The organism is Nocardia sp. NPDC055029 (assembly GCF_053608525.1).
Genome location: NZ_JBSGVQ010000038.1, coordinates 1 through 25,370 on the forward strand (window position 1 = coordinate 1; position 25,370 = coordinate 25,370).

Annotated in this window: 28 protein-coding genes and 1 other RNA gene; 14 read left to right on the forward strand and 15 right to left on the reverse strand. The window is 68.9% G+C overall.

Annotation, left to right across the window (positions count from 1 at the left end; all coding sequences use genetic code 11):
- Positions 1–39 precede the first annotated feature (39 nt).
- Together ACWF9G_RS26955 and ACWF9G_RS26960 are read right to left on the reverse strand one after the other, a co-directional pair.
- Positions 40–1,257 (reverse strand): acyl-CoA dehydrogenase family protein, encoded by a 1,218-nt coding sequence (locus tag ACWF9G_RS26955; RefSeq protein ID WP_189026904.1) that lies wholly within the window; start codon positions 1,255–1,257, stop codon positions 40–42.
- A gap of 31 nt (positions 1,258–1,288) precedes the next feature.
- Positions 1,289–2,683 (reverse strand): acyl-CoA dehydrogenase family protein, encoded by a 1,395-nt coding sequence (locus ACWF9G_RS26960; protein WP_379309456.1) that lies wholly within the window; start codon positions 2,681–2,683, stop codon positions 1,289–1,291.
- A 130-nt stretch (positions 2,684–2,813) separates the two neighbouring features.
- On the opposite strand from ACWF9G_RS26960, the gene ACWF9G_RS26965 reads away from it, so the two are divergent.
- Positions 2,814–4,232 carry a glycosyltransferase family 39 protein gene (locus ACWF9G_RS26965; RefSeq protein WP_452518689.1) on the forward strand — a complete coding sequence of 473 codons (1,419 nt, stop codon included), beginning with the start codon at positions 2,814–2,816 and terminating at the stop codon, positions 4,230–4,232.
- Here ACWF9G_RS26965 and ACWF9G_RS26970 read toward each other — a convergent pair.
- Positions 4,229–4,990 carry an alpha/beta fold hydrolase gene (locus ACWF9G_RS26970; RefSeq protein ID WP_452518691.1) on the reverse strand — a complete coding sequence of 254 codons (762 nt, stop codon included), beginning with the start codon at positions 4,988–4,990 and terminating at the stop codon, positions 4,229–4,231. The two genes, ACWF9G_RS26965 and ACWF9G_RS26970, sit on opposite strands and share 4 nt — an antisense overlap.
- 60 nt (positions 4,991–5,050) lie before the next feature.
- Between ACWF9G_RS26970 and ACWF9G_RS26975 the strand changes: the two genes are divergently transcribed.
- Positions 5,051–5,476, forward strand: coding sequence for a MerR family transcriptional regulator (locus ACWF9G_RS26975; RefSeq protein ID WP_452518693.1), 426 nt, complete (start codon positions 5,051–5,053; stop codon positions 5,474–5,476).
- On the opposite strand, the gene ftsX is transcribed toward ACWF9G_RS26975, so the two are convergent.
- From ftsX to ACWF9G_RS27005, 6 genes are all read right to left on the reverse strand, one after another.
- Complete coding sequence (ftsX, locus tag ACWF9G_RS26980; protein ID WP_452518695.1) at positions 5,461–6,363, reverse strand: permease-like cell division protein FtsX; 903 nt, start codon at positions 6,361–6,363, stop codon at positions 5,461–5,463. The two genes, ACWF9G_RS26975 and ftsX, sit on opposite strands and share 16 nt — an antisense overlap.
- The gene (gene ftsE, locus ACWF9G_RS26985; RefSeq protein WP_379309461.1) at positions 6,363–7,052 is read right to left on the reverse strand and encodes a cell division ATP-binding protein FtsE; all 690 of its coding nucleotides are present in this window, start codon (positions 7,050–7,052) and stop codon (positions 6,363–6,365) included. Before ftsE ends, ftsX begins: the two co-directional genes overlap by 1 nt.
- Before the next feature lie 72 nt (positions 7,053–7,124).
- Positions 7,125–7,274 (reverse strand): hypothetical protein, encoded by a 150-nt coding sequence (locus ACWF9G_RS26990; protein WP_365034010.1) that lies wholly within the window; start codon positions 7,272–7,274, stop codon positions 7,125–7,127.
- Positions 7,261–8,118, reverse strand: a complete 858-nt coding sequence (locus ACWF9G_RS26995; protein WP_379309462.1) for a mechanosensitive ion channel family protein — start codon at positions 8,116–8,118, stop codon at positions 7,261–7,263. Before ACWF9G_RS26995 ends, ACWF9G_RS26990 begins: the two co-directional genes overlap by 14 nt.
- 140 nt (positions 8,119–8,258) lie before the next feature.
- The gene (prfB, locus tag ACWF9G_RS27000; RefSeq protein ID WP_379309463.1) at positions 8,259–9,377 is read right to left on the reverse strand and encodes a peptide chain release factor 2; all 1,119 of its coding nucleotides are present in this window, start codon (positions 9,375–9,377) and stop codon (positions 8,259–8,261) included.
- A gap of 66 nt (positions 9,378–9,443) precedes the next feature.
- Positions 9,444–10,301 carry a helix-turn-helix transcriptional regulator gene (locus tag ACWF9G_RS27005; RefSeq protein ID WP_379309464.1) on the reverse strand — a complete coding sequence of 286 codons (858 nt, stop codon included), beginning with the start codon at positions 10,299–10,301 and terminating at the stop codon, positions 9,444–9,446.
- Between the two features lie 141 nt (positions 10,302–10,442).
- Between ACWF9G_RS27005 and ACWF9G_RS27010 the strand changes: the two genes are divergently transcribed.
- The 8 genes from ACWF9G_RS27010 (at position 10,443) to ACWF9G_RS27045 (ending at position 17,748) form a co-directional block, all read left to right on the forward strand.
- On the forward strand, positions 10,443–11,033 hold the full coding sequence (locus ACWF9G_RS27010; protein ID WP_452518698.1) for an NADPH-dependent FMN reductase: 591 nt from the start codon (positions 10,443–10,445) through the stop codon (positions 11,031–11,033).
- 156 nt (positions 11,034–11,189) lie between these two features.
- Positions 11,190–11,975, forward strand: coding sequence for a histidinol-phosphatase (gene hisN, locus ACWF9G_RS27015; protein ID WP_379309466.1), 786 nt, complete (start codon positions 11,190–11,192; stop codon positions 11,973–11,975).
- Positions 11,976–12,071: 96 nt separating this feature from the next.
- On the forward strand, positions 12,072–14,048 hold the full coding sequence (gene recQ, locus ACWF9G_RS27020) for a DNA helicase RecQ (protein ID WP_452518700.1): 1,977 nt from the start codon (positions 12,072–12,074) through the stop codon (positions 14,046–14,048).
- Between the two features lie 162 nt (positions 14,049–14,210).
- Positions 14,211–14,447 carry a hypothetical protein gene (locus ACWF9G_RS27025; RefSeq protein ID WP_379309468.1) on the forward strand — a complete coding sequence of 79 codons (237 nt, stop codon included), beginning with the start codon at positions 14,211–14,213 and terminating at the stop codon, positions 14,445–14,447.
- A 278-nt stretch (positions 14,448–14,725) separates the two neighbouring features.
- The gene (locus ACWF9G_RS27030; protein WP_452518702.1) at positions 14,726–15,265 is read left to right on the forward strand and encodes a YdcF family protein; all 540 of its coding nucleotides are present in this window, start codon (positions 14,726–14,728) and stop codon (positions 15,263–15,265) included.
- Positions 15,266–15,417: 152 nt separating this feature from the next.
- Positions 15,418–16,359, forward strand: a complete 942-nt coding sequence (locus ACWF9G_RS27035; RefSeq protein WP_452518704.1) for an acyl-ACP desaturase — start codon at positions 15,418–15,420, stop codon at positions 16,357–16,359.
- A 55-nt stretch (positions 16,360–16,414) separates the two neighbouring features.
- Positions 16,415–16,888: an SsrA-binding protein SmpB gene (smpB, locus tag ACWF9G_RS27040; RefSeq protein ID WP_280346910.1), complete on the forward strand. Its 474-nt coding sequence runs from the start codon at positions 16,415–16,417 to the stop codon at positions 16,886–16,888.
- Positions 16,885–17,748, forward strand: a complete 864-nt coding sequence (locus tag ACWF9G_RS27045; RefSeq protein WP_452518706.1) for an EamA family transporter — start codon at positions 16,885–16,887, stop codon at positions 17,746–17,748. Before smpB ends, ACWF9G_RS27045 begins: the two co-directional genes overlap by 4 nt.
- Positions 17,749–17,752: 4 nt before the next feature.
- Here the strand turns inward: ACWF9G_RS27045 and ACWF9G_RS27050 are convergent, their stop codons facing one another.
- Entirely contained in the window at positions 17,753–19,051 is a 1,299-nt protein-coding gene (locus ACWF9G_RS27050; protein ID WP_379309472.1) for an ABC transporter substrate-binding protein, read from the reverse strand.
- A gap of 225 nt (positions 19,052–19,276) precedes the next feature.
- On the opposite strand from ACWF9G_RS27050, the gene ssrA reads away from it, so the two are divergent.
- Positions 19,277–19,648, forward strand: a transfer-messenger RNA (tmRNA) gene (gene ssrA, locus ACWF9G_RS27055).
- Positions 19,649–19,697: 49 nt separating this feature from the next.
- On the opposite strand, the gene ACWF9G_RS27060 is transcribed toward ssrA, so the two are convergent.
- A complete protein-coding gene (locus tag ACWF9G_RS27060) occupies positions 19,698–19,910 on the reverse strand; it encodes a DUF5302 domain-containing protein (protein ID WP_452518708.1) in 213 nt (70 codons plus the stop codon).
- An 86-nt stretch (positions 19,911–19,996) separates the two neighbouring features.
- Positions 19,997–21,148: a serine hydrolase domain-containing protein gene (locus tag ACWF9G_RS27065; RefSeq protein WP_452518710.1), complete on the reverse strand. Its 1,152-nt coding sequence runs from the start codon at positions 21,146–21,148 to the stop codon at positions 19,997–19,999.
- 126 nt (positions 21,149–21,274) lie between these two features.
- Here ACWF9G_RS27065 and ACWF9G_RS27070 point away from each other — a divergent pair, with 126 nt between their 5' ends.
- Positions 21,275–22,156 (forward strand): hypothetical protein, encoded by an 882-nt coding sequence (locus ACWF9G_RS27070; RefSeq protein ID WP_452518711.1) that lies wholly within the window; start codon positions 21,275–21,277, stop codon positions 22,154–22,156.
- Here the strand turns inward: ACWF9G_RS27070 and ACWF9G_RS27075 are convergent.
- Positions 22,134–22,973 carry a DUF1266 domain-containing protein gene (locus tag ACWF9G_RS27075; protein WP_452518713.1) on the reverse strand — a complete coding sequence of 280 codons (840 nt, stop codon included), beginning with the start codon at positions 22,971–22,973 and terminating at the stop codon, positions 22,134–22,136. The genes ACWF9G_RS27070 and ACWF9G_RS27075 overlap by 23 nt on opposite strands.
- A gap of 135 nt (positions 22,974–23,108) precedes the next feature.
- The gene (locus ACWF9G_RS27080; RefSeq protein WP_452518715.1) at positions 23,109–23,564 is read right to left on the reverse strand and encodes a YiiD C-terminal domain-containing protein; all 456 of its coding nucleotides are present in this window, start codon (positions 23,562–23,564) and stop codon (positions 23,109–23,111) included.
- Between the two features lie 111 nt (positions 23,565–23,675).
- On the opposite strand from ACWF9G_RS27080, the gene ACWF9G_RS27085 reads away from it, so the two are divergent.
- Positions 23,676–24,371, forward strand: a complete 696-nt coding sequence (locus ACWF9G_RS27085) for a DUF6597 domain-containing transcriptional factor (RefSeq protein WP_452518717.1) — start codon at positions 23,676–23,678, stop codon at positions 24,369–24,371.
- Positions 24,372–24,493: 122 nt separating this feature from the next.
- The gene (locus ACWF9G_RS27090; protein ID WP_452518718.1) at positions 24,494–24,982 is read left to right on the forward strand and encodes an NUDIX hydrolase; all 489 of its coding nucleotides are present in this window, start codon (positions 24,494–24,496) and stop codon (positions 24,980–24,982) included.
- Here the strand turns inward: ACWF9G_RS27090 and ACWF9G_RS27095 are convergent.
- Positions 24,958–25,356, reverse strand: coding sequence for a VOC family protein (locus tag ACWF9G_RS27095; protein ID WP_379309484.1), 399 nt, complete (start codon positions 25,354–25,356; stop codon positions 24,958–24,960). The genes ACWF9G_RS27090 and ACWF9G_RS27095 overlap by 25 nt on opposite strands.
- Positions 25,357–25,370: the final 14 nt, after the last annotated feature.

Consider the following 25,370-nt stretch of genomic DNA (forward strand, 5'->3'; position numbering starts at 1 on the left):
CCGTCGAGGCTCGCACCGGTTTTCGCGTTGTCTACCAGCTCACTTGAGCTCGGCGCTGGTCTTTCCGAGGACGCGGCGAGCCACGATCAGCTGCTGGATCTGCTGGGTGCCTTCGAAGATGTCCAGAATCTTCGAGTCGCGGCCCCACTTCTCCAGGAGCAGGCGCTGGGAGTAGCCCAGGGTGCCCGCGAGTTCGACGGCCTTGAGGGTGACGTCGGTGCCGGTGCGGCCTGCCTTGGCCTTGGACATGGAAGCCTCGAGGGAGTTGGGCTTCTTGTTGTCGGCCATCCAGGCGGCGCGCAGGGCCAGCAGGTAGGCCGACTCGTAATCGGCTTCCATGCGCAGGAATTCGGCCGCGGCGGCGTGCTGGTTCATCGCGGGGGTGTCGTAGGAGATCTCGACACCGGCCTCGGTGAGGATCGTGCGCAGTTCCTCGAGCGCGGCGCGGGCGACGCCGATGGCCATGGCGGCGACCAGCGGGCGGGTGTTGTCGAAGGTCTGCATGACCCCGGCAAAACCCTTCTCCACGTTGACTTCCGGCGAGCCGAGGATGTTGTCGGCCGGGATGCGGCAGTCCTGCAGCAGCAGCACGGCGGTGTCGGAGGCCTTGATGCCGAGCTTGTGCTCGAGCCGCGCCACCGACAGACCCGGAGCGTCGCGCGGGACGACGAACGACTTGATCGCCGCACGGCCGAGGCTCTTGTCGACCGAGGCCCACACCACGATGTGGGTGGAACGCTCACCGGCGGTGACGAAGATCTTCTCGCCGTTGAGGACCCACTCGTCACCGTCGAGGACGGCGGTGGTGGTGACCGCGGCGGAGTCGGAACCGAAGGACGGCTCGGTGATGGCCATCGAGGCCCACACCTTGCCGAAGCGGGCCAGCTGCTCGTCGGTGGCGACCGCGGCGATCGCGGCGTTGCCCAGACCCTGGTAGGGGATGGTCAGCATCAGGCCGACGTCGCCCCACGAGGTCTCGAGCGCGTTGAGCAGCGCGGACATGTTGCCGCCGTTGGCATTGGCGAGGATGTCGGTCTCGCCTGCCTCGTCGTTGCGGCCGCCCGCGGCGCCGCCGATCTTCTGGGTGCCGGAGTCGGCGAGCCCCTCGACCATGGCGGCCATGGTGTCGAGCTCGACCGGGTACGCGTGCTCGGCGAGGTCGTACTTGCGGGAGATGGGACGGAAGATCTGTGAGGCGACCTGGTGGGCCTGGTTGGCGCTCGCCTTCAGCTTCTTGGGGAGTTCGAGGTTGATCATGGAATTCTCCTGGGTATCGAAGACGGACCGACTAGACCAGCACCACGCCCTCGGCAACGCCGACGGCTCGCAGGTCGCGGTACCACCGCTCGACCGGGTGTTCCTTGGTGAAGCCGTGGCCGCCGAGCAGCTGCACGCCGTCCAGGCCGATCTGCATGCCCTTGTCGGTGGCGAGCTTGCGCGCCAGCGCCGCCTCGCGGGCGAACGACAGCCCCTGCTCCGCGCGTGACGCACCCCGCAGGGTCACGAGCCGGAGACCGTCGAGCTCGATCGCCATGTTGGCGACCATGAACGCGACCGCCTGACGGTGCGAGATGGGCTCGCCGAACGCTTCGCGCTCGTTCACATAGGGGATCACGTAGTCGAGCACGGCCTGGCCGGTGCCGATCGCCAGCGACGACCAGCCGAGCCGGGCCAGCTGCACGGCGTCGGTGTACTCCTCGGCGCGCGCCTTGGCGTCACCGTCACCGAGCACGGCGTCGGCGCCGACGGCCACGTTGTCCAGGATGAGGCGACCCAGGCCCGCGGCGCGCAGACCCATGCTCGGGTCGGCCTCGACCGACAGGCCCGCGGTGTCGGACTCGACGATGAACAGCGCGGGGCGCCCGTCGAGTTCGGCGGCCACGATGAACAGCTCGGCATCGGCGGCGGCCGGGACCAGGCTCTTCACGCCGTTGAGGCGGAAGCCGCTGGGGGAGCGGGTGGCCTTGGTCTGCAGCGCGAACGGATCGAACAGCGCGCGCGGCTCGTTGATCACCACGGACGCCTGCGGCACGTTCTCGCCGGTGAAGGCGGGCAGGTAGGTCTGCTGCTGCGCGTCGGTGCCCCACTGCGACAGGGCGACGGCCACGCCGCTGGGCGCCAGGATCGGCAGCGCCAGACCCATGTCGCCGTGGGCGAGGGCCTCGGCCACCAGGGAATTGGTGACGGCGCCGCGCTCGCTGGCCGCGCCTTCCAGTTCCTCGGGCACGTTGATCAGGGTGATGCCGAGTTCGGCGGCGCGCTCGAGCAGGTCACGCGGCGCCTTGGCCGCGTTGTCGGCCTCGTAGGCGGCCGGGCGCAGGATCTCGCCGGCGAAGTCCTTCACGGTCTCGACGATCATCTGCTGCTCGTCGGACGGGGTGAGGTCGAAGTAGTCCTTGGACTTGGCCTCGTTGTCGGGCAGTCGCTTGGGCTGGCCGCCGCCGGTGACCTTGGCGAAGGTACGAGTAGCCGCGCCCAGGGTGCGGAAACCGGTCTTGGTGCCCTCGTAGGTGACGCGTTCGATGGGCTTGCGCAGGTTGTACTTCTCGGCGAGCTCCGACCCGGTAATGGTCGTCAAAGCGCGCATCGCGGCGCCCATCCAGTCCCGCTTGGGCTGGCTGAGACCGACCGCGGACGTGTCGTTCGGACGTCGCTTCGTCGCGCTGTCTCGAGTGCTCATCATCACCTGATTTCCTCGGCTGTCGGGGCGCTTGTGACCCCAGCTATCTTACTCCTCGGTAAGTCTATCTTACTCTGGAGTAAGAAGCTCGTCGACGGACCGGCAATCGGTGATTTCGTGTCAGTCTGGACGAGTGACCGTGATCGCGTCGGTTTTCGCCCTGGTTCTGTTGATCACCACGACGCGCTACGGCTACCACCGTGACGAGTTGTACTTCCTGGCCGCGGGCCGCCGGCTGGACTGGGGATATCCCGACCAGCCGCCGCTGACGCCCGCGCTGGCCCGGCTGATGGCCGCGATCGACCCCGATGCGCTGTGGGTATTGCGGCTGCCCGCGATCGCCGCCGCGACCTTCGTCGTGGTGTGCGCGGGGCTGATGGCCACAGAGCTGGGTGGGGGACGTGGCGCGCGGGCGCTGGCCGCCGGTGCCGTGGCGAGCGCGGCCATGGCGCAGGCGGCGGGGCACCTGTTCGGGACGACGGTGTTCGATCTGGCGGCGTGGTCGCTGATCTGTCTGCTGGTGCTGAAGTTGCTGCGCGGTGCCGATCCGCGGTGGTGGCTCGCGGTCGGCGCGGTGGTCGGGCTCGGCGTGCAGAACAAGGTGCTGGTGGTCGTGCCCGTCGGTGCGCTCGCGGTCGCGGTGCTGCTGACCCCGCAGCGAAAAGTGTTCGCCACCAGGTATTTCGCGGCGGCTGTCGCGATCGCGGCGTTGATCGCGGCGCCGTACCTGTGGTGGCAGGCGGCCAACGGCTGGCCGCAGTGGGCTTTGAGCAGGGCGATCGCGGGCGGTTCGTCGGGGACCTCCGATTCGCCGATCATGTTCGTGCTCTCGCAGTTCGGGTTGTTCGGCCCGCTGCTGGTGCCGCTGTGGGGCTACGGGCTGTGGCGGTTGTGGCACTCGCGGTACCGGGCGTTTCCGATCGCCTACGGGGTGCTGTTCGTGCTGTTTCTGGCGGCGGGCGGTAAGGCGTACTACCTCGGCGGGATGTATCCGGTGCTGCTCGCGGCGGGGTCGGTCGGACTCGCAGAGGCGCTCGGTGATCAGGGAAAGCGCTGGGCGGCAGCGGGTTCGGTGATCGCATTGAATGCCGCGATGTCGGCGGTGTTGTTTCTGCCCGTGCTGCCGGTCGCGCAGTTGCCCGGCTCTCCCGTCCTCGCGGTGAACTACGACGCGGGGGAGACGATCGGCTGGCCCCGGTTCGTCGCGCAGGTGGCGGCAGCCCGCCCGCCGGGCGCCGCCGTCCTCACCGCGAACTACGGCGAAGCCGGTGCCGTCGAGCGCTACGGCGCCGAATACGGTCTGCCCACACCGTATTCGGGCCACAACGCCTACTGGTGGTGGGGTCCGCCGCCGGACACCGCGACCACGGTGCTCACCGTCGGTATCGACCGTGATCGGCTCACCGGCTTGTGCTCGATCGTCGAATCGGCGGGCGTGCTCGACAACGGACTCGGGATCGACAACGACGAACAGGGCGAACCGCTGTTCGTCTGCCGCGAGCCGATCCGGCCGTGGTCGCAGGTGTGGCCCCAGCTGCGCACCCTCGGTTAAAGACCCTGTCGCTCCAGGAATTCGAGCAGGACCTTGCGCCATGCGTCGGGCTGCTCGGCCATGACCACATGACCGGCGTCGATCTCGGTGTACTCGGCGCCGGGAATCGCGGCGGCCAGCGCGCGGGAGTTGGCCGGGTCGACGAGCAGATCGGCGGTGGTGTTCACGATCAGCGTCGGCACCGTGATGCCCGGCAGATCGCCCGTCGTGTCGACCGTCTCGATCAGCGCTGCCTGCTGCCGGGTGCCGCCCGGGATCGCGGCGGCGGTCTGCGCGACCATCTCCTCGATCGCGGCGGCGGGTAGCGCGTTGACGAACTCGGCGGAAAACCCGGTGAGCAGCACCAGCCGGGCGAAGCTCTCGTGTGCGCCCCGGTCGAGGAGATCCTGCCAGGCCCGCACGATCAGCCTGGCCCGGTTGTCGGGTACGGCCAGCCCGGCGGTGAGCACCAGGCCGGTGACCCGGTCCGGGTGCCGGGCGGCGGCGCGCACGGCGACGGCGGTGCCGAGCGAGAAACCGACGATCGTGAAGGTCGGCACGCCGGCGTCGACCGCGGCCGCCACCAGAGCGTCGGCCAGGTCGTCGAGGGTCAGCGGGGTGTCGTCGGCGGGGTAGTCGGAGGCGACCACAGTGTGCTCGGCGGCGAGGTCGGCCAGGACGACGCCGTAGTTGCTCTCGATCGAACCGCCACCGCCGTGGGCGAGGACGATGCCGGGGCCTGATCCGTGGACGGTCGTCTGCAGGGGAATCGTTGTCATGCGACGGAGGTTAGGGATTCACATGGATGTGAAGGTCAAGGCGAACGTGCGGGCGATCACATGCTGATCGGCGAACTCGCGCAGAGCACCGGTGTCAGCACGCGCCTGCTGCGCTACTACGAGGAACAGGGTCTGCTGCATCCGCAGCGCGACTCGAACGGGTATCGCAGTTATCCGGAGGCGGCGGTGGCGGCCGTGGCGAAGATCCGTGAGCTGCTCGCGGCCGGCCTCACCACCGAGGACATCGGCCGGCTGATGCCGTGCGCCGATCCGGACGGGCCGGTGCAGGCCTGTGAGATGTCGGTGCGGATCATGTCCGAGCGAAGCGCCGAGCTGAACCGGCGCATCGCCGAGCTGGACCGCCAGCGCACCGAACTCACCGCGCAGCTCGGCGCTTCGCTCGCCGGCGCGGACGCCGATGGCGGGGACCCGACAACGAGTCCCCGCCATCGCGGTGCGTGGTGGCGGGACTACTCCCTGACGTAGAAGCGCAGGGTGAGATAGGCGGTCACCGCCGCGAAGACGATGCCGATCGGGGCGATCGTCAGCGCGACAACGGCGATGTCGTCACCGGTGATCCGCGGGAAGACATTGCTGTCGAACAGCGGCCCCAGCGCCCGGTCGATCACCAGCGGGCGGGCGATGACCAGCCCGAGGATCGCCAGTACCGAGCCGACGAACGCGGCCGCCACCGCCTCCAGGAGGAACGGCAGCTGGGTATACCAGCGCGTCGCGCCAACCAGACGCATGATCCCGACTTCCGTGCGCCGCGTGTACGCGGCGATCTGCACCATGTTCAAGACCAGCAGCATCGCCGCCAGCGCCATCACCAGCGCCAGCCCGAACGCGGCATTGCGCAGGCCGTCGAACAGGCTGACCAGCCGGTCGACGAACTCCTTGTCGTTGGCGACGATCCGTACGCCCGGCCTGGTCGCGAAGCTGTCGTAGATGTGCTGGTACTGATCGGCGTCGGTCATCTTCACCCGCAGCGAGGCAGGCAGCGGTGAGTCGGCGATGTACTGCACCATCTCCGGCTGATCGGCGAACAGCTTCTTGGCCTCCTCCAGCGCGTCGGCGCGGTTGAGGAACTGCACGCTCTCCACACCCGAGGTGTTCTTCAGGTCGGCGAGCAGCGTCTTGCACGGCTCGGCGGCGCAGTCGGGGTCGGTGTCGGAGACGGCGTCGTCGAGGTAGAACCGCACCTCGAGCCTGCCGATGAAGAAGTTCTCGGTCTTGTCGGCCATCCGCACCGACAGCATGCCGCCGCCGAGCATCATCAGCGACACCGCGGTGGTCAGGATCATCGCGACGGTCATCGTCATGTTGCGGCGCAGACCGTCGGCGACCTCGGTGAACAGGAAACTCAGTCGCATTATCGCCCCACCCCGTAGACACCGGTAGCCTCGTCGCGCACGAGTCTGCCGTGGTCGAGCTCCACCACCCGCCTGCGCATCGCGTCGACGATGTGGTTGTCGTGGGTGGCCATCAGCACGGTCGTGCCGGTGCGGTTGATCCGTTCCAGCAGCGACATGATGTCGGCGCTGGTGTCGGGGTCGAGGTTTCCGGTCGGCTCGTCGGCGAGCAGCACCAGCGGCCGGTTGACGAACGCGCGCGCGATCGCCACGCGCTGCTGCTCACCACCGGACAGCTCCGAGGGCAAGCGATTGCCCTTGCCGCCGAGCCCGACCATGTCGAGCACCTCGGGCACGGTGCGTTCGATGAACTGCTGCCGTTTGCCGATCACCTCGAGCGCGAAGGCCACATTCTGCTCCACGGTCTTCTGCTGGAGCAGCCGGAAGTCCTGGAAGACGCACCCGATCCGCTGCCGCAACTTCGGCACCTTGCGCCCCGGCAACCGGTCGACCCGGAAATCGGCCACCCGGATCTCGCCCGACGTCGGCGCTTCCTCCTTGAGCAGCAGCCGCATGAAGGTCGACTTTCCCGAACCGGACGGGCCGATGATGAAGACGAATTCGCCTTTGTCCACCTCGACGGAGACGTTGTCCAGCGCCGGCCGCGTCGATGTCTGGTACGACTTGGTGACGTTGCGCATGGTGATCACGGGGAGCCAGTGTAGCCAGCGACCCCCGCGGTGACCGGGCCCAGGACGACGTCGGCGAGGCGGTGAGCGATCCTACGGCGTCGGATCGACCCAGGTGGGGACGGCGTTGAGCAGCGACACCGGGCCGGTGTTCGCGGTCTCGGCGGGCTTGACGAACAGGTAGACGACGAACGTGGACACCCAGGTGGCCATCAGGATCGCCGTCGACTTACGTGGTTTCACTGATACCTTCCTTACGCAGGGCCGCGGCGACGCGCACGCGCAGTTCGCGCCCCACTTCGAATTGTTTGCCCGGCAATGTGCGGGCAACCATCCGGATGTTCATCTCGTCGAGCGAGAGATCTTCCACACCCATCACAGACGGTTCGTCGAGCAGCAGTGGCTTGAGACGGCGATCCTGGTAGGCCTTGGTGCACACCTCGTGCAGGATCTCGTTGATCTTGGTGATGTCGGCCTGCGCCGACACCGGCACGTCGATCGCGGCACGCGCCCAGTCCTTGGACAGGTTGGTCACCTTCACGATCTGCCCGTTGGGGACGGTGATCACCTCGCCGTCGGAATTGCGCAGGGTGGTGATGCGCAGCGTCACGTCCTCGACGGTGCCTTCGGCCGCATCGGCGGAGCCGGTGACCGAGATCTGTACCACGTCACCGAAGCCGTATTGGCGTTCGGTGATGAGGAAGAACCCGGCCAGGATGTCCTGCACGATCCGCTGGGCGCCGAAACCGAGCGCGGCGCCGAGCACCGCCGCCGGGGCGACCAGACCCGTCACCGCGAAGCCGAGCCTGCGCAGCACCTCCATGCCGACCAGCACGTAGACGATGGTCAGCACCACCCACGTGATGACCTGGGCCAAGGCGTGCCGGTGCTTGGCCGCTTCGGTGCGGACCAGCGCGTCGCTCGAGTGGAAACCGGCGTCGATCTTGGTGGTCACCCGGTCGCGCACGAACGCGGCGAACCGGCCGAACAGCATCGCGCCGACGATCAGCAGCACGATCTCGAGCCCGCTCGACCGCAGCCATCCGGTGATCTCCGGGGCCGTGTTGATCGCGAGGACGCCGCTCATCGCATCGCCCCGGCCGACAGTCGACGGGGCTCGCGCTGACACAGTTCCGGTTGGCTCGAACACACACCCGAAAGGTTACAGCGAGGTCTCGGTGCCCGGTCAAACGCGAACACGCCCGGGACGGGCGAGCGAACAGGTGGCTACGCGTCGGCCTGTTCCCGCATGCGCCAACGGATTCCGGATTCGATGAAGCCGTCGATGTCGCCGTCGAGCACCGCCGAGGGGTTGTTCACCTCATAGTTGGTGCGCAGATCCTTGACCATCTGGTACGGGTGCAGGACGTAGGAGCGCATCTGGTTGCCCCACGACGCGCCCTCGTTGGTCTTGAGCGCGTCCATCTGCGCGCGCTCTTCCTGGCGCTTGCGCTCGAGCAGCTTGGCCTGCAGCACGCGCATGGCCGAGATCTTGTTCTGCAGCTGCGACTTCTCGTTCTGACAGGTCACCACGATGCCGGTGGGGATGTGGGTCAGCCGGACCGCGGAGTCGGTGGTGTTGACGCTCTGACCACCCGGACCCGAGGAGCGGTACACGTCGACGCGGACCTCGCCCTCGGGGATCTCGATGTGGTCGGTGGTCTCGACCACCGGCAGCACCTCGACCTCGGCGAAGGAGGTCTGGCGGCGGCCCTGGTTGTCGAACGGGCTGATCCGGACGAGCCGGTGCGTGCCCATCTCCACCGAGAGCGTGCCGTAGGCATACGGCGACTTCACCGCGAAGGTGGCGCTCTTGATGCCGGCTTCTTCGGCGTAGGAGGTGTCGTAGACCTCGACGACGTACTTGTGCCGCTCCGCCCAGCGGATGTACATGCGCATCAGCATCTGGGCCCAGTCCGCGGCGTCGACGCCACCGGCGCCGGAGCGGATGTTGACCAGCGCGTCACGCTTGTCGTACTCGCCGGAGAGCAGGGTGCGCACTTCCATCGCCTCGATGTCGACGCGCAGCGCGGCGCGCTCGGTGTCGGCGTCGGCGGTGGCTTCCTCGGCGGCGCTGCCCTCTTCGGACTCGGCCAATTCGTAGAGAACCGGCAGGTCTTCCAGGCGCTGGCGCAGTTCCTCGACGCGGCGCAGCTCGCTCTGGGCGTGCGACAGCTCGCTGGTCACCTGCTGGGCGTGGTCCTGGTTGTTCCACAGTTCGGGATCGGCCGCCTGGTGCTCGAGCTCGTCGATGCGACGGCGTAGCTCCTCGACATCGAGGACCGACTCGACCGTCTTGAGCGTGGTGTCGAGTTCGGCGAGGTCGGCGATAACGTCAGGATGCACGATTCCCAAGGTTACCGGTCGCCTCCGACACGGTGAAACACACGCACCCGCCGGGGCACGCGCGGGTCAGCTCGCGATGGCGCGCAGGCCGCCGGGGCGCCGCCCGACCAGTCGGTCGAGGGCGGTCGCGCTCGCCTCGTCGGCGGGCAGCAGGACATACAGTGACTGGTCGTCGTCGATGGACAGATCCAGCGATTCGTAGGCCAGGCGCAGGGTGCCCGCCTCGGGATGGCTGATCCGGTTGATCCCGCCCGACGGCGGCAACCCTGGCAGCGATGCCAGCCGATCGGTGAAGGCGCTGCCCGCGGTGACGGTGAGCTCGTCGACCAGTGCGGCGACCATCGGGTCGGCGCGGAACGGGCCCTGCTTGAGCGAGGCGACCAGCTTGTCGGCCGCGGAATCCCAGTCCGGGTACAGCTCGCGCGCACCGGGATGGGTGAACACGAACCGGGCCACATTGGCCGGCTCGCCCTGCTCGAACAGGCCGCTGGGCGCCATCAGCGTGCGGTAGCCCTCGGTGCAGGCCAGCACCTCGGTGAAGCGGTTGGTGATCGCGGCGGGCGCGGGTTCGAGCTGGTCGAGGATCGCGCGGATCGTGGGCCGGACGGTGCGGTTGGGGCCGTTCTCGGCGGCACCACAGCTGAAACCGGACATGCCTTTAGTGAGCTGGTGCAGGTGCACGCGTTCGCGGGGGCTCAGCCGCAGCGTGTCGGCAAGCGCGGACAGCACCGGCGGGGAGGGGTGCCGGTCGCGGCCCTGTTCGAGCCGGATCAGGTACTCCACGCTCACCCCGGCCAGCATCGCCACCTCGGCGCGGCGCAGTCCCGGGGTGCGCCTGCGCTGACCCGCGGGCAGCCCGACCTCGGCCGGGGAGACCGCCTCGCGGCGCGTCCGCAGGAACAGCCCGAGTTCGTTGTCGCTCACCTGATCGACGGTACCCAGCCGCCCGGCGCCGAGAGTGGCCGTGCCACTACCACTCTCAGCGTGGTCTCCCTGACAGGTTCGTGGCGGGCGAATGTTGACGCATCGGCCGGACGGGCCGGAGCAACGACAGAGGAGGACACCATGTCCGCACAGCGACTGAAGCTCGCGATCATTATCGGCAGCGTCCGCGAGGGGCGGTTCGGCCCGGTGGTCGCGAATTGGTTCGCACAGCAGGTCGACGAGCGCTTCGAGGTCGATGTCATCGATCTGGCCGAGGCCGAGCTGCCCGCCGCGCTGCCGCCGGTGCCGCCCGCGGTTGACCCCGACATGCCGCGTCCGGCCGGGATGAGCGATCTCACCGAGCGGCTGGCCGCTGCCGACGCCTATGTCGTCGTCACGCCCGACTACAACCGCAGCTACCCGGCCGCCCTGAAGTCGGCCATCGACTGGCATTACACCCAGTGGGACGCCAAGTCCATCGGCTTCGTCGGCTACAGCGGTGGCTCCGGTGGGTTGCTGGCGATCGAGCACCTGCGCCAGGTGTTCAACGAACTCAACGCCCACACCGTGCGCAACTACGTCTCGTTCCCGCGCTACTACATGCTCTTCGACGAGAACGGCGAGCTGCGTGAGCCCGCGGGGTTCGAGGCGGAGGCACGGGCGCTGCTCGACCAGTTGCACTGGTGGACAAGCGCTCTGGTGGCCGCACGAGCCGCCCAGGTCGCGGCCTGACCGAGTCCGCGGTGTCGCCCGCCGACCGCTATTAGGCGACGTGGCCGTCCCGTCGATCAGGTGCCGTCGGGTAGGCGGCCATCGAGGGGTGTCTGATCGGCGGGACACAAGGGGCCGCGACCCCGAGCGCGCCGGTGCTCCCAATACACTTTCCCAGTGGCTGCCTACTCCGCTGACCTGGACCTTGCCCTCCGACTGGCCGACGAGGCCGACGCGATCTCGCGGGTGCGTTTCGGCGCCGTCGACCTGAAGGTCGACTCGAAGCCGGACCTGACCCCGGTTTCGGATGCCGACCTGGCGGTCGAACAGGTGATCCGGCGCGTGCTCGCCGAGGAACGCCCCGGTGACGCCGTGCTCGGCGAGGAATTCGGCGGCGACGCCGAGTTCACCGGCAGGCAGTGGGTGGTCGACCCGATCGACGGCACCAAGAACTTCGTCCGCGGTGTGCCGGTCTGGGCCAGCCTGATCTCCCTGCTCGAGGACGGTGTTCCGGTGGTCGGCGTGGTGAGCGCGCCCGCCCTTGGCAGGCGCTGGTGGGCGGCGGCGGGATCGGGCTCGTGGGTCCAGGTGCACCCCGGGGCGCCGAAGCCGATCTCGGTGTCGGCGGTGCCTGATCTCGGCTCGGCGAGCCTGGCCTTCTCCAGCCTGTCCGGCTGGCACGAGCGGGGGCTGCGGGAGAAGTTCGTCGACCTCACCGACGCGGTCTGGCGGGTCCGCGGCTACGGCGATTTCTTCAACTACTGCCTGGTCGCCGAGGGCGCGGTCGACATCGCCGCCGAGCCGGAGGTGTCGCTGTGGGACCTGGCCGCGCTCGACATCCTGGTCCGCGAGGCCGGTGGCACGTTCACCTCCCTGGACGGGCGATCCGGCCCGCACGGTGGCGACGCGGTGGCGAGCAACGGCCTGCTCCAGGACGAGGTCCTCGCCTGTTTGCGCGGCTGAATCCGGGTTATCCACATGTGAGCAACTACCGGTGAACGCCGTCGTCGGGTCCGGTGGACGGGCTGCGGGCCCGGCGCGCGCTCGTAGGATGGCCCGGTGAGCAATTCCGGCGCCACAGCCCCCGATGTCGACGACTTCCCGCCCGACGACGCGTACCCGTCCGACGGTGGCTATGTCTCCGAGCACGATTTCCACGACACCGGCGGCTTCCACTTCGACGACCTCGCCCCGGCCAGGCCGGGACGGGCCGCTGCCCCGGCGCGCGGGGAGACGGCCGAGGAGGTGCTGCGCCGGGTCTTCGGCTACGACAGCTTCCGCGGCGACCAGGCGGCCATCGTCGAGCAGGTCGTCGGCGGCGGTGACGCGCTGGTCCTGATGCCGACCGGCGGCGGTAAATCGCTGTGCTACCAGGTGCCGTCGCTGGTGCGATCCGGTGTCGGTGTCGTCGTCTCGCCGCTGATCGCGCTCATGCAGGACCAGGTCGACGCGCTCAGCGCGCTCGGTGTGCGCGCCGGATTCCTCAACTCCACGCAGTCGCCGGATCAGCGGCGCACGGTCGAGGCGCAGTTCGTCACCGGTGAACTCGACCTGCTCTACCTCGCGCCGGAACGCTTGCGCCTGGAATCGACGCTGCGGCTGCTCGAGCGCGGCACGGTGGCGCTGTTCGCGATCGACGAGGCGCACTGTGTGTCCCAGTGGGGCCACGACTTCCGGCCCGACTATCTCGCGCTGTCGCTGCTGCACGAGCGCTGGCCCGATGTCCCGCGCATCGCGCTCACCGCGACCGCCACCGAGAAGACCCGCGCCGAGATTGTCGAACGACTCGACCTCGGCGCGGCGAAGCAGTTCGTCTCCAGTTTCGACCGGCCCAATATCCAGTACCGGATCGAGTCGAAGAATCGCGCCGACCGTCAGCTGCTCGACTTCATCCGTGCCGAGCACCCCGGCGACGCGGGCATCGTCTACTGCCTGTCCCGCAATTCGGTGGAGAAGACCGCCGCCCTGCTCAACGAGAACGGGGTGCGCGCGGTGCCCTATCACGCGGGCCTGGACAACCGGACCCGCGCCGAGAACCAGGCCAGGTTCCTGCGCGAGGACGGCCTGATCGTGGTGGCCACCATCGCCTTCGGCATGGGCATCGACAAGCCCGACGTGCGCTTCGTCGCCCACCTCGACCTGCCCAAGTCGGTGGAGGGCTACTACCAGGAGACCGGCCGCGCAGGCCGCGACGGGCTACCGTCCACGGCCTGGATGGTCTACGGCCTGGCCGATGTCGTCCAGCAGCGCAAGATGATCGACTCCAGCGAAGGCGACGCCGCGCACCGTCGGCAGCTGCAATTGCACCTGGACGCGATGCTCGCCCTGTGCGAGACGGTGGGCTGCCGACGCGTCCAATTGCTGAACTACTTCGGTCAGCCCGGCCAGGCCTGCGGCAACTGCGATGTGTGCCTGAACCCGCCGGAGACCTGGGACGGCACGGTGCCCGCGCAGAAGCTGCTCTCGACCGTGCTGCGGCTCAAACGTGAACGGGGACAGGCCTTCGGCGCCGGCCACCTCGTCGACATCCTGCTCGGCAAGACCAACCCGAAGATCACCCAGCACCGGCACAACGAACTGTCGGTCTTCGGCATCGGCACCGATCTGCGCGACACCGAATGGCGCGGCGTGGTGCGTCAGCTGCTCGCGGGCGGACTGCTCGCCGTGCACGGCGAGTACGGCGTACTCGCGCTCACCGACGCCAGCAATGAGGTGCTGTTCGAGGGCAGGAAAGTGCCGATGCGCCGCGAACCCGAGCGCGCGGCTCGCCCGGCGCGCGCGGCCAGATCGGCCAAGGCGACCGTCGACCTGCCCGCCACCGATCTGCCCTTGTTCGAGCGTCTGCGGGCCTGGCGGGCGGCCACCGCGAAGGAACAGGGCGTGCCCGCCTACGTGGTGTTCCACGATGCGACACTGCGCGAAATCGTTGCGCGCAAACCGGGTTCACTCGCCGAGCTCGGCACCGTCGGCGGCGTCGGCGAGAACAAGCTGGCTCGCTACGGCGAGGGAGTGCTCACGGCGCTGAACGAGGAATAGGCGTCCGTGCTGCGGCGTGCGCGAACCGGTCGGACGCGCCGATGACGACCGTCTCGCCTTCGCCGCGGCCCTGCACAGCACCGGTGCGGGGCACGCCCGCGGCCCGTACGGGCGCGAAAGGAACGAGCGACGAACCCGGGCGTCGCGCGATACTGTCGAGCCATGGCGAACGGTGAAGGCTCCGAGAGCGAGACATCGGGCGGCGCGAGCCAGGGCGGAGCCGACAGCCCGCTGCCGCCGATGCCGCACCGGCGAATCGACCCCACCGTCGCGCCCAGCCTGCTCGGCGGCCACCACCCCGTAGTCCACCGGGGCAGGCCGCGCTGGTCGACGGTCGCCCTGATCCTCCTCTTCGCCGCGGCCCTGGCGCTCTATCTGGCACTGCGCCCCGGCGGCTGACCCGCCGCACGCGGCGACGATATTCCGGCACCGGCGCCGATCCGGAATGTTTGCGATGCTGCGGACCAGCGGATGACGCCGAGTGCTGTGACCTGTAGTAGCCCCAGGTCATAGCGCTTCCGGCGGCCCGATTCCCGGCGCACTCTTGGCCTCCTCCGACCGATCGAGCTGATCGGTCCCGGCTCGAGGAGGCGACGGGAATGGTGTGGGTCACCGGGATGACGCGAGGGGTGTGCGCGGCTCTGGCAACGACCGGATTCGTTTGTGCCGCAGCACAAGTGGTTACCGCGCAACCGTCGGCGCCGACCCCGGTGCAAGACCTGCACCGGGTGCTGACGCCGGAGCTGCCCGGCAGCTACGGCGGCGACACCGCCGTGGTGATCCTCGGCTACGGCCTGACCCCGGAGGGCACGTTGCGCGCGGAACTGGTCCGTCGGCTGCGGGCAGGCTTCGTGCAAGCGGTGTTCGCGCCGTGGTCGCCGATCATCGTCACCGGCGGGAACCCACAGGCCGGACTGAGCGAGGCGGACGCGATGGCCGACTGGCTGGTGGCCGCCGGCATCGATCCGGCGCGGATTCTGCGTGAGCCGCACGCGGATTCGACCGTGGCCAACGCCCGCAATACCGCCGCGCTGATGGCCGAGCACCACCTGCGCGCCGCCGTGCTGGTCACCTCCGGCGATCACGTAGACCGGGCAAGGGCCGCATTCGACGACGCGGGCGTCCTGGTCGTCGGCGAGCTCACCCCCGACCGCACGCTGTGGCCCGCGCTCCCGCTGCGGATCGACCAGTTCGGCCCCGTTCTCCCGCCCGCCTGACGGGCACAGACGGCGGTGCGCCTAGGCCGCATCGCCGCTTCCTGTGAGCGGACACAGTGTTTTCGTCATGTGACCGCCGCCCGGCCGCCCACCCGCCATCGTTGGGCGCGGGGGCCGCCGTCCCCGCCCGCACATTCTCCGAGGTGACATCTATGAAGCTCCTGTCCGACAGCGACATCCTGGCCGAACTCGAACCGACCGCCGAAGCCAACCTGAACGACCACCTGGCCAAAGCCAAGGACTGGCACCCGCACGACTACGTGCCGTGGGACGACGGACGCAACTTCGCGGCGATGGGCGGGATCGACTGGGACCCGGAGCAGTCGCGGCTGAGCGAGGTGGCCAAGGCGGCGATGATCACCAACCTGCTCACCGAGGACAACCTGCCCTCCTACCACCGCGAACTGGCCGACACCTTCGGCTTCGACAACGCCTGGGGCACCTGGGTCGGGCGCTGGACCGCCGAGGAGAACCGCCACGGCATCGTCATGCGCGACTACCTGGTGGTGACCCGCGCGGTCGACCCGGTCGCGCTGGAAGAGGCCAGGATGGCGCACATGACCGCGGGCATCGCCAAGCCGGAGCCGGGCTCACAGTTCCTCAAGGGCGTCGCCTACGTCACCTTCCAGGAACTGGCGACCAGGATCAGTCACCGCAACACCGGCAGGCTGTGCGACGACCCGATCGCCGATCGGATGCTCGCGCGCATCGCGACCGACGAGAACCTGCACATGATCTTCTACCGCAAGCTGTGCGCGGCCGCCCTCGACCTCACGCCCGACGCGGCCATGCGTGCCATCACCGATGTCGTCCTGCGTTTCCAGATGCCCGGTCTCAACCAGCCCAACTTCCGGCGCAACGCGGTACTGCTGGCCAAGCACGGCGTCTACGACCTGCGCCAGCACCTCGACGTCGTGCTCGAGCCCGTCCTGCGCACCTGGAAGGTCTTCGATCGCACCGATTTCGGCGCCGACGGTGAACTCGCCCGCGACGAACTGCACGCCTACCTCGTCGACCTGGAGGTCAAGGCGGCCCGGTTCGAGGAACAACGCGACCGGGCGCTGGCCCGCGCCGCCGAACGCGTCGCGAGCTGAGGGCGGGACGGACCACGGAATAAACGGGTGGCGCGGTCACTTAGAGTTGACTGTCATGAAGGAAAAGGGCCGGAAGGTCATCGCGACCAACCGCCGGGCGCGGCACAACTACACGATCCTCGACATCTATGAGGCGGGGATCGCGCTGGTCGGCACCGAAGTGAAGAGCCTGCGCGAAGGCAAGGCCTCCCTTGTCGACGCCTTCGCGACCGTCGACAACGGCGAGGTGTGGCTGCGCGGCCTGCACATTCCGGAGTTCAGCCACGGCACGTGGACCAACCATTCACCGCGGCGCACCCGCAAGCTGCTGCTGCACAAGCGCGAGATCGAGCACCTGGTCGGCAAGTCCAGGGAGGGTAACCAGACGCTGGTGCCGCTGTCGATGTACTTCTCCGACGGCAAGGTGAAGGTGGAGCTCGCCCTCGCCAAGGGCAAGCAGGACTACGACAAGCGCCAGGACCTGGCCCGCAGGCAGGCCGAGCGTGAGGTCACGCGCGAGATCGGTCGGCGGGTCAAAGGCATGCGTTGATCTCCGTCGTGCTCGCCCTCGTGGCGGCGGCGGGGTACGGAGTCAGTGACTTCTTCGGCGGGATCGCGGCACGGCGGGTCACCGCGTTGCGGGTGGTCGTCGTGTCGTACCCGTGGTCGGTGCTGCTGGTACTGCTGATCGCGCCGCTGGTCGGCGGGCACGCGGACGCCGCATCGATGCTGTGGGGCCTGGCCGCGGGCGTCGCCAGCGGGCTGGCGGTGTGGTGGTTCTACGCCGCGCTGGCCGACGGGCCGATGGCCGTGGTGTCGCCGGTGACCGCGGTGCTGGTCGCGGGCATCCCGGTGATCGCGGGGTTCTTCCTCGGCGAGCGGCCGGGTCCGCCGGCGATCGCGGGGATCGCGCTGGCGCTGGTCGCGGTGGTGCTGGTCAGCCGGGAGGCGCCCGACGAGACGACCGAGGAGATCATCGGCGGCCGGGAACTGCGGTTCAGCAGGCGGGTCGCGCTGCTCACCGTCGGGTCGGGCGCCGCGTTCGGTTTCGCGTTCTTCTTCCTGCACGAGACGAGCGCAAGCGCGGGCCTGTGGCCGCTGCTCGGGCAGCGCGCCGCGGCGACAGCGGTGGTGTGGACCTCGGCGCTGGCCGCGGGCCAATTCCGCGGACTGCACGGTGAACCGCTGCGGCTCGCGCTGGCGATCGGCGTGCTCGACGTGATCGCCAACGCGGCGCTGCTCTACGCCTTCCACGGCTCGATGCTGTCGGTGGTCAGCGTGATCGGCTCGCTGTATCCGGCCGCGACGGTCCTGCTGGCGATGGTGCTGCTCGGCGAGCGGATCGGCGGGCTGCAGAAGGTCGGGATGGTGCTCGCGCTCGCGGCGGTCGGGATGATCGCCGCGAACTGAGCGGCTAGAGCCGGGTGCAGGGTTCCTGGATGCCCAGCCGTCCCAGCGTGGTCCCCTGGTACCCGGTGCTGATCGCCCTGGCCCCCATCGGCGCGGTCGCGTCCGGCTTGAACACCACCGACCACTCCGCGGACAGATCGGGTGCGGTGGCGCCGGCCGGATGAACCACCACCATGCCCTCCCCGTCCGTCTTCAGGTCGGTGATGGTGCGGCGCAGGCCGGAGCGGGTGAGCTCGCCGTCGGCGGCGGCCGCGATGAGCAGGGATTTGAGCGGATAGGAGATCGCCCAGCCCAGCGAGTAGCCGAAGTTGGCCGGTTCGTGGTCGACGGCAGCGCGGGCGCGCTGGGCGCCGACGCTGTCACCGCTCCAGCTGTCGACAGGGGTCGTGTAGTTGTACAGCGCGGTGAGCGCGGGCGCGGCGGCCGTCTGCAGCAGGGCCGCGTTCCAGGTGGGCAGGGAGCCGAGGAACCGGCCGGTGAAGCCCGCCTTCACGAGCTTGCCCACGATCTCCGCGGTCTCGGCGGGCCCGGTGGCCAGCATGACCAGATCCGGTGACGCGGCCAGCACCTCCTCGACCGGACTGTCCTGGTTGCCGACCTCGCCGTTGGGACCGGTGTCGATGCGGTCGGCGATGGTGGATCCGTTGGCCAGCGCCCACTTGAGCGCGCCGCTGGCGTAGTCGCCGCCCCAGTTGCCGCGATAGGCGACGATGGCGATATTGCGTGGCGCGTAGTGGTTCTCGGCGAACCAGTCCAGCCCCATCACGGCTTCGGTGCAATAGGAATAGCCGGCGCTGAGCACCAGATTGCGGTCGGCGCTGCGATAGTTCCAGCCCGACCACTGGGTGGCCGCGACACTGACCATGTCGTCGGTGTCCATCTGGTTGAGCAGCGCGATCGACTGCCCGGTACCGAGGCTCTGCGCCAGCGCGAGCACGTGCGGTTCGATCTCGTGGTAGGCGGTGCGGTGAACCCGCGGATCGAAGGAGGTGTTGCGGCTGTAGGTGGTGATGTCGACGTCGTAGCCGCCGATGCCGCCCGACTGGTTCACCTGGTTCCAGAACGCCAGCTGTCCCTCGTTCATCGAGATGCCCAGCGGTGCGAACGGCCCGCCCCCTAGGTCGGAGAGCACGCCGAGATAGATGCAGCCCCGGTCCTTGTGCGCCGAGCCGGGACAGGGCGCACTCGTCACGCCAGGGCCCTCGGCCTGCTCGCTCGACGAGCAGGCCCCGGCCAGGACGAGACCGGCTACGAACGGGATCACCGCGGCACGGCGCAGTGCCCGCGGTTTGGTGAATGCCATCAGGTAACTCCTTGCTCCAGCCGCCCAAAGGATTTCGCTGTCCCGGTGCGACCGATCGAGAACAGTACCCGCCCCGACCGGCACCGCTGACCGGATTGACCGAGCCGGGCCGGTGACGTTCGCTACCAGGTCACCGGGGCGACATCGCCCACTGGCAGAAATAACGGGAAGATCCGCGCCGGCGGGAGTGTTAATATGACTAGCCCGCAGGGTGCGGGCACGTACGGGGCTGAACGGTTTCGACTGCGTACGTCGATTCAGGGGAAGCGTGTCGGTGCAGGCAAGAGACCACCGTAAGCGTCGTTGCAACCAATTAAGCGCCGATTCCAATCAGCGCGAGTACGCCCTCGCTGCCTAAGTAGCAGGTCGTCTCTGTCAGTCCGGGTTCGTCCCTCGACCCGGGTACTGGCATCAGCTAGAGGGAATTACCGTTCGGCTCGGTCGCGGAGTCGGACGGGACATCAAACAGCGACTGGGATCGTCATCCGGGCTTGTTCGCGAGACCCGGAGGTCCAAGTAGAGGCCTAGCGAACTGCACACGGAGAAGCCCTGAAGACGCGGCGGAGGACCCGGGTTCGATTCCCGGCAGCTCCACTCGAGGCCCCTCACCTGGAACCCAGGTGAGGGGCTTTTTCGTGCGGGTAGATCAGCCGCCAGCCCGGCGGCGGAAGGTGCGCTTGCCGCCCGCCGCCGCTTGCGTGCCGCGCACCTTGGCGGCGTTCTGGGCGGCTCCGCCGACAGCGGCGTTCCCGTTCTTTCGCTCGAGTGCTTCGCGGAACTTCCGCTTGGTCGCTTCTTCCTGCGACTCGATTACTTCGCCACCGGAGTGTTCGGCGGTGGGATCTAGTTCGTCGGCCATCAGCACAGCCTGCCATCTCCGAGCACCCTCCGAAGCCACGGCCGCGCAACAGAATCGTGTCCCGTCCGGACATACGGCCCGTGGATTCATGATCCGGGGACGGCGGGTGGGCGGTCGGGGACGAGGTGGGTGGCGAGGGCGGTGCCGATGGGGATGGCGTTGTTGGTGGCGGGGGAGGTGGGGCCGTGGGTGGTGTAGACGATGATGGTGGTGGCGGTTTTGGTGTCGTGGAGGGCGACGCCGTTGTAGCCGCCGTAGGCAGGGTTCATGTAGAGCCAGTCGGCGAGGTGGACTACGCCGAAGGCGAAGTATTTTTCGGTGGTGAACGGGCCCAGACCTGCGGTGGAGGGGCCCATCATCTGCTGGAACTGGTCAGTGGTGAGGCGTTCGCCTGTCGCGAGGGCGCGGACCCAGCGGGCGATGTCGGTGACGGGGGCGTTCATGTTGCCGCTGTGCAGGAAGGCGGTGGGGTTCCAGAAGGTGGAGTCCTCGAAGACGTTGCGTTCGTTGGTGTAGCCGTGCAGGTAGGGTTCGTCGATCGCGGGGTTCAGGACGACCTTGCTGTCGTGCATGCCCAACGGGATCAGGATGTGGTCGGCGATCAACTCGCCCAACGGCTTTCCGGTCGCGGTCTGCAGGACCTCGCCGAGGACGACGAGATCGCTGTGCGCGTAGGCGAAGTCGGTGCCGGGCTCGAACAGTGGCGGGCGGGCGTTGGCGCGCTCGAGCAGTTGCGAGGCGGTCCATTCGCGGATCGGGTTCTCGCCGAAGATCTTCAGGAATTCCGGCTCGGTCACGTAGTCGGCGATGCCGGAGGTGCTGTCGGCGAGCATGCGCGGGGTGATCTTGTCTGCGCGCGGGAAGCCGGGCAGCCAGCGGGCGATGGGTTCGTCCATCTTCAGCACGCCGTCGCCGTCGAGCCGCCACAGCACGGTGGAGAGCATGGGCTCCATCGGCTGGCCGACGCGCACTTTCATCTCAGGAGTCGCGGCGACGCCCAGCGGTGAGCCGCCGAACGCGCCGAGCGCGATCTCCTCCCCGCCCCGCCAGACGCCGTACACGGCGGAACTGACACCGAGTTCGGTCACCTGGCCGCGCACGATATCGGTGATCCGCGCTGCCTCGGGGCTCTCGGACGGCGAGGACGACCCGGTATCGCTGTCGGACCCGCAGGCCGCGGTCGCGAAGACGAACGCAACGGCGAGTACCGCACACACTCTCCGAACCGACACGCTCATGACGGCGATCCCTTCGTGGAAGAAAACTCACCCGAGCAGCGCAGTCGAATCTACGCCGCCCCGTTTCGCCGGAACAGCCCATCGGTAGGATCCAGCCAGGCGGGGCGGGCCAGGAGGGATGTGGCTGTGATCGAGGTATGGGGTGCGCGCGTCGCCGTGCGTTATGCGGACGGGCGGTTGGTGACGACGCCGCTGCGGGCCGACAACGAGGCCGCGCTCGATATCGCCGTGGCCGAGCTGGCCAGGATCGCGCTCGCGACCACCGACGACGATCAGCTGGCCATGCTGCTGTTCTTCCGATCTGCGCAGGTCAGCGTGCAGGAGGTGCCGACCGATCGGCATCCGGTGCCGGTGTTCCTGGAGACCGGGGTGCGCGAGCAGGCGCAGGTCCTGGTCAGGGCGGTCGAGCGGGATCTGATCAGCTTGCGTCGGGTGTTCCCGCCGCGCCCGAATCTTGTTCCGCCGCCCCCGGTTCCCGGCCCGAACGGCCCGCGGCGACCCGATGTGACGGCCGCGGTGGCGCGGATGCGGCACGCGGGCAACTCCGCGCGCGAGATCGAGATCCTGCACGGCTGTGCGCGACCGGACGAGTACGTGCTCGAACTGGCCCAGGCCGGGCACGAGGGCGCACCGGGACTGGTCGCGATCACCACGCTGCGGCTGCTGTTCGTCTCGGCGTGGGCGGTCTACGAGTTCCCGGTCGCGGTGCTGACCGGCGCCGAAGTGCGCACCGTGCCGGGGCAGGTGGTGACATTGCGCGTGTCCGGCGCAGGCACCGAGCTGGACTTTCTCGATTGGGAGCCGGTCGATTTCGGCCGGGTCGCCGAGGCGCTGCGGCTGGCCTGCGAGATCGAGCACGTCGACGGTTCGATCGCGCAGTCGCTGCCGTCCTCGGCGGACCTGTTCGGCGAATGGCAGCTGCTGGTGGAGCGGCGCAAGCTGGGCATGGTCGCCGACGATCCGTTCCGGCGTCAGGCCGTCGGCATCATGCTGGCGATGCCGGGCTGAACACCGGCGCACCGTGATGCAGGGCCACCCGCCGCCACGGACTCGACGGGCGCAGATGCAGACCGGCGATCATCCGCCTGCGTTCGGCGATCTGCGTCCTGGCGGCCGACAGGTCCTGCGCGGCAGCCCAGAAGATCGCGCCGGTGAGGAAGCCGTCGCCGAACTGGCGCCAGTTGCGGTAGTGCTGACGCGCCCGGTCAAGGCCGGTCAGCATGTGGTCCCAGGCCTCGTCCTCGGTGAGATACCCGGCGGTGCAGGCGGCGCGGGCGATGAAGACCAGCCGCGCGAGATCCCATGCGGTGGCGTCGGTCTGCAGTGGTGTCGGGAGGCTGTCGGTGATGCCGAGTTTGATGGCCTGCAGCCACGCGTCGTAGTCGCGGTCGATGCCCGCAGGCCCGCGATAACCGCGGAAACCCGAGAGCGTGTGCAGGAATTCGCGATGTTCGTCGGCCAGCCCGGACCGGTCGACCCGGCCCTGCTCGGTCGCCGCGGCGACGGCGAGCGGGTGGACGAGTTCGAACAGCGGTGCGTGCATGCCGACGAGCAGCCTGCGGATGGTGTCCCGCGCGTCGTCGGCATTGTCGACGCCCCACGATTCGTGCAGTCCCTCGATCGCGGTCTCACGCCGGGTCGAGGTGCTGTCGTCCTCTTCGGGCAGGAAGGCGACCCCGTCGCAGTGCGCACCCCAGCTGCGCCCGTAATAGGCGCCGACGGCGAGTGCCCTGACCCGGTCGTCGTCGATGGCCGCACCGGACCAGACATCGGGTTCGTCGTCGATGTCCGGTCCCGGAAATCCCGCGACACGCGGTCGCCGCACTGATCCTGCCGGTTGCATGGAGCCACCCCTCCGCCGAGCCGAAACGTTGTGCCGCCAGATCCTACGGCCGGTGGGCGGTCGCGCGGCGCCCCGGGTGTGGGCTCCTAGCTCGCGGCGCGCGGCACGTACAACGATTCAGCGCCCGAACGCACGCAGCTGGTAGACCCCGCGCGAGGTGGCGACGGTGGTGCCCTCGGTATCGGTGACCACCGCTTCCAGCACGAAATCTGCCTTCCCGCGGGCCGCGGCCTCGGTGCTGATCCGTTCGATCTCGTCCTCGCTCAGCGAGGTCTGGGCGCGCAGGTCGCTGCGGGCCATCGCCCGGAAGGAGATGTCGAACGACTTCACCAGCGGATAGAACGCGCTGGTATCGAAGCTGGCCGCGGTGATCGCGCCGCCGAGCACCTCGGCGACGGTGAACTGCACGCCCGCGTAGATGGCGCCGAAATGATTGCCGTTGCCCTCGCTCGGCACGGTGGTGGCCGCGAATCCACGGCGCACCTCGAGCGCGCGCACGCCCATCTTCGCCGCCGCCGGAACGGTGAGTTCGATGGCGCTGTTGACGGTGTCGACCAAGTCGTCTGCGGGCATGGGCCGCGTCCTTTCCCGAACGGGACTCCGCTGTCCCGGCTCAGCCCAGGGTATCGGCGGTAGCTCACCTCGGCGCGGCGTTCTGTCGGTGCCCGGGGCTACCGTCGAGGGATGGCGGAGTACCGGGAACGCGCGGCGCGGCTCGATCGAGCCATCGTCTGGGCGCGCACCGGGCCCCCGCCCGCCGAGCCGGTCACGGTGTTCCCCGACGGCTGCATGGATCTGATCTGGACCGAGGGCACCTTGATGGTGGCCGGCCCCGACAGCCACGCCTTCCACGTGCCGCCAGCTCGGGCGACGGAATTCGTCGGAATCCGGTTCGCCCCGGGGACCGCGCCGGCGTTGCTGGGGATTCCGGCCGTTGACCTGCTGGATCAGCGCGTCGGCCTGGCCGCGATCGTCTCCGATCGCCGGGCCAGGGAACTGGTCGATCGCGTGGACAACGCGCCCGACCGCGTGGCGGCGATGGAATCGATCGCGGTGCGATTCGCGGCCGAATCCGGCCCGGCCGATCCAGCACTCACCGCGATCGTCGACACGATCGCCGGGGGCGCGACGGTCTCGGAAACGGCGGCGCTGGCCGGGATATCCACCCGGCTGCTGCATCGGCGCTCGCTGTCCGCCTTCGGCTACGGACCCAAGATGTTGGCCCGGATTCTGCGTTTTCAGCGCGCGTTGGCGGCGGTGCGCGCGGGTATCCCGGCGGCGGAAACGGCCGCCGTCACCGGGTTCGCCGACCAGGCGCACCTGTCCAGAGAGTTCCGTGACCTGGCCGGATGCTCGGTCCGTGCCCTGCAGGCCTGCTGATCGACCCGTCGATGCCCGGAAAGTCTCATTCGGCAACGTCGTGACGGAGGGTTACGCTCACAAGGCACGCCCCGTCGTATGTGCCAGGCAAGTCCGAACCACCGACGAGAGGATGTGACCTGATGATCGACGAAACCGTGTACTCCACGCTTCGTATCGAGGCCGAGCGAGATGAGATCCGTCGACTGGTCGTCGGCGCCGTCGTCGTACGCCACCACCGGGTTCTCATCCTGCGCCGCCGACGATCGGACTTTCTGAGCGGTCGCTGGGAATTGCCGAGCGGCGTGGTCGAGCCGGGCGAGGCGCTCGACGACGCGGTGACGCGCGAGGTCGCGGAGGAAACCGGCCTGCAGGTCACCGGAATCAGTGACTACCTGGGCGAATTCGACTACCTGTCCGGCGGCGGCGCCCGCACCAGGCAGTTCACCTTCGTCGCCGAGGTCGCCGCGCACGGACCGGTGACGCTGACCGAACACGACACGCACCTGTGGACCAGGCTGACCGACGAACCGCCGGTCAGCGACGAGGTGCGCGAGATCCTGGGCCGTTATCAGCAGCGTCAGCGCGATCCGCGCGGCTGGTCGGCCTATTCGCTGGGCAACGGCGCGTAGAGGTCGATGCCCTGGCCGTCGGGGTCGGCGAGCGTGGCATAGCGCTGGCCCCAGACGGCGTCCCACGGCGCGAGTTCACCGTGGTAGCCGGCGTCGACGAGCTCGCCCCAGAGCTTGTCGACCTCGGCCGGATCGGCGCAGCGGAACGCGATGCCGGTGCGGCCGGGGCCGGTCGGCGGCTGCCAGCCGGGGACGAACGAGGCGATCACCTGTTCGGTGTCCAGTGCCAGCCGCAGTCCACCGCCGAGCGGCGCCTCGGTGTGGCCCTCGTTTTCCGCACCGTCGGGGAAGACCAGTCCCAGCTTGCGGTAGAAGGCCACCGAGGCGGCCATATCGGAGACGACGATCGAGAAGACATCGAGCTGAGGAGTCATATCCGCAGCGTAGA

Bases quoted from the DNA above. Each gene is read 5' to 3' on its own strand.
- ACWF9G_RS26955 (WP_189026904.1), bottom strand. From the start codon at position 1,257: ATGATCAACCTCGAACTCCCCAAGAAGCTGAAGGCGAGCGCCAACCAG.
- ACWF9G_RS26960 (WP_379309456.1), bottom strand. From the start codon at position 2,683: ATGATGAGCACTCGAGACAGCGCGACGAAGCGACGTCCGAACGACACG.
- ACWF9G_RS26970 (WP_452518691.1), bottom strand. From the start codon at position 4,990: ATGACAACGATTCCCCTGCAGACGACCGTCCACGGATCAGGCCCCGGC.
- ACWF9G_RS26975 (WP_452518693.1), top strand. From the start codon at position 5,051: ATGCTGATCGGCGAACTCGCGCAGAGCACCGGTGTCAGCACGCGCCTG.
- ftsX (WP_452518695.1), bottom strand. From the start codon at position 6,363: ATGCGACTGAGTTTCCTGTTCACCGAGGTCGCCGACGGTCTGCGCCGC.
- ACWF9G_RS26995 (WP_379309462.1), bottom strand. From the start codon at position 8,118: ATGAGCGGCGTCCTCGCGATCAACACGGCCCCGGAGATCACCGGATGG.
- ACWF9G_RS27010 (WP_452518698.1), top strand. From the start codon at position 10,443: ATGTCCGCACAGCGACTGAAGCTCGCGATCATTATCGGCAGCGTCCGC.
- ACWF9G_RS27025 (WP_379309468.1), top strand. From the start codon at position 14,211: ATGGCGAACGGTGAAGGCTCCGAGAGCGAGACATCGGGCGGCGCGAGC.
- ACWF9G_RS27035 (WP_452518704.1), top strand. From the start codon at position 15,418: ATGAAGCTCCTGTCCGACAGCGACATCCTGGCCGAACTCGAACCGACC.
- smpB (WP_280346910.1), top strand. From the start codon at position 16,415: ATGAAGGAAAAGGGCCGGAAGGTCATCGCGACCAACCGCCGGGCGCGG.
- ACWF9G_RS27050 (WP_379309472.1), bottom strand. From the start codon at position 19,051: ATGGCATTCACCAAACCGCGGGCACTGCGCCGTGCCGCGGTGATCCCG.
- ACWF9G_RS27060 (WP_452518708.1), bottom strand. From the start codon at position 19,910: ATGGCCGACGAACTAGATCCCACCGCCGAACACTCCGGTGGCGAAGTA.
- ACWF9G_RS27065 (WP_452518710.1), bottom strand. From the start codon at position 21,148: ATGAGCGTGTCGGTTCGGAGAGTGTGTGCGGTACTCGCCGTTGCGTTC.
- ACWF9G_RS27080 (WP_452518715.1), bottom strand. From the start codon at position 23,564: ATGCCCGCAGACGACTTGGTCGACACCGTCAACAGCGCCATCGAACTC.
- ACWF9G_RS27085 (WP_452518717.1), top strand. From the start codon at position 23,676: ATGGCGGAGTACCGGGAACGCGCGGCGCGGCTCGATCGAGCCATCGTC.
- ACWF9G_RS27090 (WP_452518718.1), top strand. From the start codon at position 24,494: ATGATCGACGAAACCGTGTACTCCACGCTTCGTATCGAGGCCGAGCGA.
- ACWF9G_RS27095 (WP_379309484.1), bottom strand. From the start codon at position 25,356: ATGACTCCTCAGCTCGATGTCTTCTCGATCGTCGTCTCCGATATGGCC.